9 protein-coding genes are annotated in these 6,955 nt (G+C 63.3%); 3 read left to right on the top strand and 6 right to left on the bottom strand.

The window, feature by feature from the left end; all coding sequences use genetic code 11:
* The first annotated feature begins 236 nt into the window (after positions 1-236).
* Positions 237-614, top strand: coding sequence for a RidA family protein (locus tag ACZYZ4_RS11720; RefSeq protein WP_463861019.1), 378 nt, complete (start codon positions 237-239; stop codon positions 612-614).
* Between the two features lie 296 nt (positions 615-910).
* A complete protein-coding gene (locus tag ACZYZ4_RS11715; protein ID WP_463861017.1) occupies positions 911-1,699 on the top strand; it encodes an AAA family ATPase in 789 nt (262 codons plus the stop codon).
* A 166-nt stretch (positions 1,700-1,865) separates the two neighbouring features.
* Here the strand turns inward: ACZYZ4_RS11715 and ACZYZ4_RS11710 are convergent, their stop codons facing one another.
* Positions 1,866-2,321: a hypothetical protein gene (locus ACZYZ4_RS11710; protein ID WP_463861015.1), complete on the bottom strand. Its 456-nt coding sequence runs from the start codon at positions 2,319-2,321 to the stop codon at positions 1,866-1,868.
* On the opposite strand from ACZYZ4_RS11710, the gene ACZYZ4_RS11705 reads away from it, so the two are divergent.
* On the top strand, positions 2,271-2,789 hold the full coding sequence (locus ACZYZ4_RS11705) for a sodium-independent anion transporter (protein ID WP_463861013.1): 519 nt from the start codon (positions 2,271-2,273) through the stop codon (positions 2,787-2,789). The two genes, ACZYZ4_RS11710 and ACZYZ4_RS11705, sit on opposite strands and share 51 nt — an antisense overlap.
* On the opposite strand, the gene ACZYZ4_RS11700 is transcribed toward ACZYZ4_RS11705, so the two are convergent.
* The 5 genes from ACZYZ4_RS11700 to ACZYZ4_RS11680 form a co-directional block, all read right to left on the bottom strand.
* Positions 2,779-3,003 carry a DUF3188 domain-containing protein gene (locus tag ACZYZ4_RS11700; protein WP_463861011.1) on the bottom strand — a complete coding sequence of 75 codons (225 nt, stop codon included), beginning with the start codon at positions 3,001-3,003 and terminating at the stop codon, positions 2,779-2,781. The two genes, ACZYZ4_RS11705 and ACZYZ4_RS11700, sit on opposite strands and share 11 nt — an antisense overlap.
* A 22-nt stretch (positions 3,004-3,025) precedes the next feature.
* Positions 3,026-3,967, bottom strand: a complete 942-nt coding sequence (locus ACZYZ4_RS11695; protein WP_463861009.1) for a DUF2797 domain-containing protein — start codon at positions 3,965-3,967, stop codon at positions 3,026-3,028.
* A 32-nt stretch (positions 3,968-3,999) separates the two neighbouring features.
* Positions 4,000-4,863 carry an HpcH/HpaI aldolase/citrate lyase family protein gene (locus tag ACZYZ4_RS11690; protein WP_463861008.1) on the bottom strand — a complete coding sequence of 288 codons (864 nt, stop codon included), beginning with the start codon at positions 4,861-4,863 and terminating at the stop codon, positions 4,000-4,002.
* 134 nt (positions 4,864-4,997) lie between these two features.
* Positions 4,998-5,420 carry an arsenate-mycothiol transferase ArsC gene (locus ACZYZ4_RS11685; RefSeq protein WP_463861006.1) on the bottom strand — a complete coding sequence of 141 codons (423 nt, stop codon included), beginning with the start codon at positions 5,418-5,420 and terminating at the stop codon, positions 4,998-5,000.
* Complete coding sequence (locus ACZYZ4_RS11680; RefSeq protein WP_463861004.1) at positions 5,417-6,820, bottom strand: FAD-dependent oxidoreductase; 1,404 nt, start codon at positions 6,818-6,820, stop codon at positions 5,417-5,419. Before ACZYZ4_RS11680 ends, ACZYZ4_RS11685 begins: the two co-directional genes overlap by 4 nt.
* Between the last annotated feature and the right edge of the window lie 135 nt (positions 6,821-6,955).

Here is a 6,955-nt window from a genome sequence, read left to right as displayed (position 1 = left end):
GGCCGGCTGCGGCGTTGGCGTTCAATCCGCCGAGCCCTATGAGGGTGGTATCCCCGAGTTGCCGAGAGCAGCTCACCGGCATCTAGCGGCACGGATTGAGCACGGTGAGGGTTCCCCTTGTGGAATGCCCAAAATACTGGTGAAGACCGATATCGGACAATTTCATACAGCCTCGAAGTAGCGTTGCGTGTGCCACATTGGCTAGGTCTTCCCATCGAGAGTAGAGCGAATCATCCATGCCAGAGCACCATTTCAGTCCGCGCCTTCACCAGTCCACAGCTCCTTTTTCGCACTTCGTTCAACACGGCGACACAGGCTACACCGCTGGAATCATCGGTCAGCGAACGGACAACGGCTCGCTCGTTTCGGATGATATCGAGGAACAGTGCGAGGCGATGATGACCAACCTGACGACACTCCTGGACGAGCTCAACTTGAGCCTTTCGAATCTCCTGCGCACCACGATCTACTTGACGGACTACAAGGACTTTGAAGTCATCAACGCCGTCTACGCCAATCACTTGAATGAACCGTACCCCGTCCGGACTACGGTTCAAGTGGCAGCGTTACCACTCGGTGCGAAGGTGCAGATCGACACGGTTGTCCGGCTTTAACGCGACCGTTCAGCCTTCCCCTTATGGGACTGGTTACGTTCAGAGCAACGTTGGTCCGGTCAGGGATGAAACCCTTAGCGTGAATTTCCGATCCCGATCAGTGGGGGAGTATCCCGCAGGGGGTGTCCCGGTTCCAAGGAAGTGGGACTGATTATGGCAGTTTGTGGTCTCCATTCACTTCTGCAGTTTGAGTCGAGACCACTTGGCGGCTCGCCGGTCGAGGAATCGCAGTTTGAACTGAGCCCACCCCACCGTTGATTTCATCAGGATTGTTTTTCCAACGATGGAAGGCAGTGATGGAGTCGAGGGTGGAGCTTTTTGCAAGGATCCGGCGGGACGCACGCGTCAAGGGATCCTCGATCCGCACGCTTGCCAGGGAGCATCATGTTTCCCGAAGGACGGTCCGGCAAGCCCTCGCAGCTGCTGAGCCGCCGACCCGCAGGATTCCCTGGGGACCACGCGGCGACCAGGACGAGAAACACTACGCACTCGCCAACCGCTCCCGGACCGTCTTCTACACCCCGGACGTTCTCTGCCGTCCCAAAACCCTCATGGAAGACATACACCGGTACCAAGTGAGAATCGGCTCGTGCATCGACGAACACCTGCACAAGCTCGATGCCGCACCACGCTCAATAAACAGAGTCACCCAGCTAGTAGAGCTGCTAATAATCGACGAAGCCGAACGCCTCAACGCGACAGCCCTTGAACTCCTCCGTGACAACCACGACCGAACCCATCTCCCGATGATCCTCATCGGCATGCCCGGCATAGACCAACGTTTCCGGCACTACCCCCAGCTTTACAGCCGCCTCGGCTTCTCCCATCGATACCGCGCACTCGGCAGAGACGAGCTCCTCTTTGTTCTGGACCGACACTGGAAACGCCTCGGCCGGACCCTCGACCCGGATGACTTCACCGACGCCCAGGCAATCGCCGCAGTAGAACGCATCACCCGTGGCAACTTCCGGCTCCTCGAACGGCTATTCCCGCAGATCACACGCGTCCTAAAAATCAACCAACTCGAAACAATCACCGATGACGTCGTGGAAGCAGCAGCAAGCATCCTCGTCATCGGCAACTAGCGACACAGAGCGAACACAAGAAGCCGCCACTTAACACCAACATCCACACCGATTCCGGCGCGCCGAAAAGACTAGTCAGAAAAGGTCGTTTCTGACAGGTACCCCCGAGAGGATGCTGCAGTGTCGGGCCCCATCGAAACGCGACCTCATGGCGCCCAGGGTTTGTTCACCATCGGCTCTTCTTGATTGGCTGTGATTGCGTGTAGGACTCGGGAAGCGTGGTCTTAGCCCCGGTGATGCGGAGTGGATCAGGCGATCCCCGGCGGATGCGCTCTTTTCGACTGCGATACACAACCACCATTTCCCAGATGAGGTAAATGACCATCAGGGTTACTAGCACGGCACCGAACAGAGTTGCCCACCGCGCATTCGCCTCTTCAACAGGAATAGTGGTGAAGACGTATGTTCCGAGGCAAAGCATCGGCAGCAGGAACAGCAGTCCGGGCAGGTTCTGCCACCACCGTGAACTTCCGTTCGGTGGGCCGCCCAACTCCACTTTGGTGTAGCTGTGCAGCATCCCGAACTCGGTCAAATACAAAACCCGTTGTTCACCGCGGGCAAGAGCCGCTTCATGCTCGGCGTGCACCGCATCATCGTGTTCCTGGTGGCTGCTGACTGTCATACTTCCCCCAACATCTGGCATTCTCTGGCCACTCGGCCCGTCAACCCCGACTTTACGGTCGTTTTGGACCTACAGCTGCAGCAAGTACTTACAACCTGGAACCACCCAGGCGTTAGGCAGCACATCGCGGTCTTCCGGCTGGACGGGGCCATGTTCTTCGGCGCCGCGGATCGCGTCCTGCAGGAAATCAGCCAGGTCCGGGACATCCAGGTGGCAATCATCCGGCTGTCACAGGTGCGGATGCTCGACGCCACCGGGGCCCACGCACTGGTGGCGGTCATCTCGGCGCTGGAGCTGCGCGGTGTGCCAGTCCTACTGAAGGGCGTCCAGCCGCAACACCTCGAGCTGGTGACCAACGTCGGGGTAATCCGCTCGCTGCGGCATCACAAGCACCTGTTCACGTCCCTGCCCGAGGCTGTGGAGCACGCCCGCAGCCACGTGCTCCGGTACGCTGCCGCTATCGCTTGAGGTTCTTCCGGATGGTCTGGCCCCGCACCACAATCCCGGCGATGTGCAGGACCAGGCCAAGGCCGATGACTACCAGGGATGCCATGGCGAGGTCACGGTTGTTGGTGTTGTTGCCCACCAGGTTCAGGATGATCCCGACGGCGATGAGGCCCATGGCGCCGAAGACCAGGACTTTGTACGAGGTGGGCGCTGACTCCCAGAATTCTTTGAGCACCGTGACAGTCTACCGAGCACGTTCAGAACAGCGATTCCTGCACGGCCGGCACCTCCGAGTCGAAGTCCCCCAGGACGATGGTCCGGGCAGCCAGACGGCCAAGGTTCACCACAAAGGCCGCGTCCGTTCCAGCCAGGCTGGCGAGGGCGTTGGTCCCGCTCAGCGCGGTGATTCCGAAGCCGTGCTTTCCCTGCTCCAAGGGATGGGGGTAGGTGTGGCGCGCCGTTGGGGCACAGAGCCCTGCCGCCTGCGCCGGCCGCACCCACAGTTCGTCCACAAGGCTGAAATCTTCGACGGCTGCCTGGCCCAGCAGCGTGCGGACCGCTGCTGCGTGAGCGCTGTTGATGCCGTCCAGTGCAGCCGTTGGCAACGGCCCCGCGAGGGCTTCGGCCTTGGCGGCGGAGCGGACCTGCTGCGCCAGCCCGGCCTCGCGCGTCACCATGTCCTCGAGGAGCCGCACCACCCGGCCGTCCTCCGTCCTGGCAACGTACCGCGCCACCACGGCTCCCTGTTCCGCGAGCCGGTTCCATTTCCTCAGGTGGGACGCTGTGCCCACCTTGCTGGCGCCGCCGGCGAACGTGGCCACGTAGAGCCAGTGATCCTGCAGAAGGTAGGTGCGCAGCCCGTCCGGAACGCGGCCGCCCCGGTGGAAATCGTGGATGAGGCGGGAATCGTCCAGCACAAAGCAGCGTTCGCACTGCTTGCCTTTCGCGGCGGGGGCGCTTGCCGGGCACAGGATGTGGTCGCGGCTGGTGGCTGAGTGGACCTTGTGGTGCCCCAGGCAGAACCTGCCGTGATCGGCCACCGCGAAACCGAGCTTGGCGCCCGCCTCGAGGCTGACCTCGCGGAGATCCCCGGACGGTGATTGGAGGCGCAGAACCGGGCTGCCGCCGTCGTGCCCTACCGACTGCGCCGGGGCGCCGTCCCAAAAGACCCCGTGAACCAGATAGCGAGTATCGGTCACGGGGTCTCCTGTGCGTTGGTAAACGGGTGGCGCTACAGCGCCGGCTGCACGCCGAATGCTACTGCGAGCTTCATGATCTTTTCGGCACGGCCCAGGCGGGGCAGGTCCGAACCGTCGCGGATGACGCGGCCGTTGGCTTCAAAATCGGACATGAAGTCCGTGGCCCAGGCGACGTCCGACGGGGTGGGGCTGATGACCTCGTTGATGACGTTCGTCTGATCGATGGCCAGGCACAGCTTGCCGGTCATGCCCATCATCACGGTGACGCCGGTCTGCTCGCGCAGGATGGGGTGGTTCGTGCCGACGGTGGGGCCGTCGATGGGGCCCGGCAGGTTGCCGACGCGGCTGGCAACCACCAGTTTTGCGCGCGGGTAGGCCATGGCCTCCGGGGTGGCCGCCATACCGGTGTCGCGGCGGAAATCGCCGGAGCCGAAGGCCAGGCGGAAGGCGCCCTGGGCCTTGGCGATATGGTTGGCTTCCTCAATGCCGAGCGCGGATTCCACGAGCGGGATGACGGGCGTCTTGCCGTCCATCCGGTGGAAGCTTTCAGTCACCTGGTCAGCAGACTCGGTCTTGGCGAGCATCACGCCGAGCAGTCCCGGGGTTCCGCGCAGTCCGGCCAGGTCATCGGCCCAGAACGGGCTGGTGGCATCGTTGATGCGGACCCAGGCCTGGCCGCCGCCGCCGAGCCAGTCAACCACGTGTCCGCGCGCCTCGTCCTTTTGCGACGGGTCCACGGCGTCCTCGATGTCCAGGATGATCGAGTCAGCGCGCGAAACAGCCGACTGGTCAAACAGTTCGGTTTTCATTGCGTTGACCAGAAGCCACGAACGGGCGATTTCTGCTGGGATGTTGCGTTTGGGCCGTAAGGTCTCGGTGGCGGTGGGTGACGTCATGGTACTACCGTATCTGCCCGGGCACCGCCAACGCTAAGCGATGGTGCCGGACGTGCTGAACAATACAAGGAGCACCGGTGGTTGACCTCCTCGAGACCGGGTTTCGACAGGCTCAACCACCGGTTTGGACAAGCTCAATTCCCTGTGAGTTCCGCATACAGCTTCCGGACACGTACGTTGATGTCGTCGCGGACGAGGCGCATGCGTTCCATGCCTTCGATGCCCCGGGTGGAAGGTTCGTCCGTTTCCCAGACCTCGAAGCGGGCAGTGCTGTGGGGTTCGAGTTTGGCTTCGGTGCCCAGGACAATGACGACGTCGACGGCGCCGAGCACCTCGTCGGTGACGGGCTTGGGGTGCTCGCCCGTTACGTTGATGCCGAGTTCGTTCAGGGATTCCACGGCCTGGTTGTTCAGGGAGCTGCCCGGCTTGGTGCCTGCCGAATATACGGTGACGGTTTCCCGGGCGAGGTCCCGCATAAGACCGGCCGCCAGTTGGGACTTGCCGCCGTTCTTGCTGCAAACGAACAGGATGCCGGGAGTTTTGCTGCTTTCGGTCATGCGTTGGTGTCTTCTTTCTGTTCTGTGGAGCGGCCGTGGACCAGCCCCGTGGGGAATCCAACGAGGACCGGTTCGGGCGCGGCGCAACAGCCGCTCTCCGCCGAGCCGGCAAGGTCTGCTGTTGAGGCCGCGGGGACGTCGCAGCTGGTGCCGCCGTCGGTGGAGCAGACCCCGGTTTCGGGCAGTTCGAGGTGGACGGTGTCGGCGGCTTCATGGTCGCCGGCGAGGGCTGCGGCGACGGACCTGACCTGTTCGTAGCCGGTGGCCAGCAGGAAGGTCGGGGCGCGGCCATAGGACTTCATGCCGACGATGTAGAAGTCCTTCTCGGGGTGGGCGAGCAGCTTGGCGCCGTGCGGCTGGACCGTGCCGCAGGAGTGGAATTCGGGGTCGATCAGCGGGCCCAGCTCGACAGGTGCTTCGACGGCAGGGTCAAGGTTGAGCCGGAGTTCGCGCAGGATGTCCAAGTCCGGCCGGAAGCCTGTGCACGGGATAATGACGTCGGCGTCCAGGGTGCGTCCATCGACGGCTTCTACGGTGACGCCGGAATCCAGTGTTTTGAGGGAGGAGATGCCGAAGCCGGTGTGCAGTTCGATGGTTCCGGCCTCAACGAGTCGGCGGAGCCGGGCTCCGAGTTGGCCGCGGGCCGGCAGGCCGTCGGCGTCGCCGCCACCGTAAACCTTTTCGGCGGATGCACCGCGTACGGCCCACAGGATGGTGGTTCCGGGCTCTTCCTTGGCGAAGGAAGCCAGATAGATAAGCGTATTCGCGGCCGAGTGTCCGGCGCCCACAACCAGGACGCGGCGGTTCGCGAAGGAGGCGCGGTCCCGTCCGGTGACGTCCGGCAGCGGAGAGGAGATCCGGTCGGCGGCCGCGTTCTCGCCGATGGCCGGCAGGCCGGAAGTTCCGAGCGGGTTGCGGGTGGACCATGTGCCGGAGGCGTCAATGACGGCTGCCACCGTGTAGTCGCGGACCTCGCCGTTCTCGTGTTCGACCCGGACCGTGAAGGGTGTGGTATCGCGGTTCCGGGTGTGGGTCTTGTCCATGCCCTGCCGGGTCACTGCCAGGACACGGGCGCCGGTCTGGAGCCGGGAGGCGATCGCGGGGATCGCGGCCAGCGGGGCGAGGTAGTGATCGATCAGTTCCCCGCCGTAGGGCAGTGCCGTCAGGCGAGGGGTCTCCCATCCGGTGGCGTCAAGCAAACGCACGGCAGCGGCGTCGAGGTTGAACCGCCAGGGTGAGAACAGCCGGATGTGGCGCCACTGCTCGATGGCGGATCCCGCCGTCGGGCCCGCTTCAAGAACCAAAGGCTCCAGGCCGCGTTCGAGCAGGTGGGCCGCGGTGGCGAGTCCCACGGGGCCCGCGCCGATGACGGCGACGGGAAAGGTCTTCACTGGATCCATAGTGTCCTCTTTTTCATCCGTTGTGTGGCGGTTCGGGTTGAGTGCCTGCCGGATCCTTGTGGGACCGGCAGGCCAGGGCGGCGCTGTTCAGCAGCAGTCCAGATCGTCCTCGTCACAGCAACCCGTGTCGGTGCA

It is taken from the genome of Pseudarthrobacter adonitolis (genome assembly GCF_055412845.1).
Note: the sequence above shows the minus strand (reverse complement) of the source record. Positions and strands in the feature narration are given on the sequence as shown.

Excerpts from the sequence above, each read along its gene's own strand:
- ACZYZ4_RS11705 (WP_463861013.1), top strand. The coding sequence starts at position 2,271 with ATGCTCGGCGTGCACCGCATCATCGTGTTCCTGGTGGCTGCTGACTGT.
- ACZYZ4_RS11710 (WP_463861015.1), bottom strand. The coding sequence starts at position 2,321 with ATGACAGTCAGCAGCCACCAGGAACACGATGATGCGGTGCACGCCGAG.
- ACZYZ4_RS11720 (WP_463861019.1), top strand. The coding sequence starts at position 237 with ATGCCAGAGCACCATTTCAGTCCGCGCCTTCACCAGTCCACAGCTCCT.
- ACZYZ4_RS11715 (WP_463861017.1), top strand. The coding sequence starts at position 911 with ATGGAGTCGAGGGTGGAGCTTTTTGCAAGGATCCGGCGGGACGCACGC.
- ACZYZ4_RS11690 (WP_463861008.1), bottom strand. The coding sequence starts at position 4,863 with ATGACGTCACCCACCGCCACCGAGACCTTACGGCCCAAACGCAACATC.
- ACZYZ4_RS11680 (WP_463861004.1), bottom strand. The coding sequence starts at position 6,820 with ATGGATCCAGTGAAGACCTTTCCCGTCGCCGTCATCGGCGCGGGCCCC.
- ACZYZ4_RS11685 (WP_463861006.1), bottom strand. The coding sequence starts at position 5,420 with ATGACCGAAAGCAGCAAAACTCCCGGCATCCTGTTCGTTTGCAGCAAG.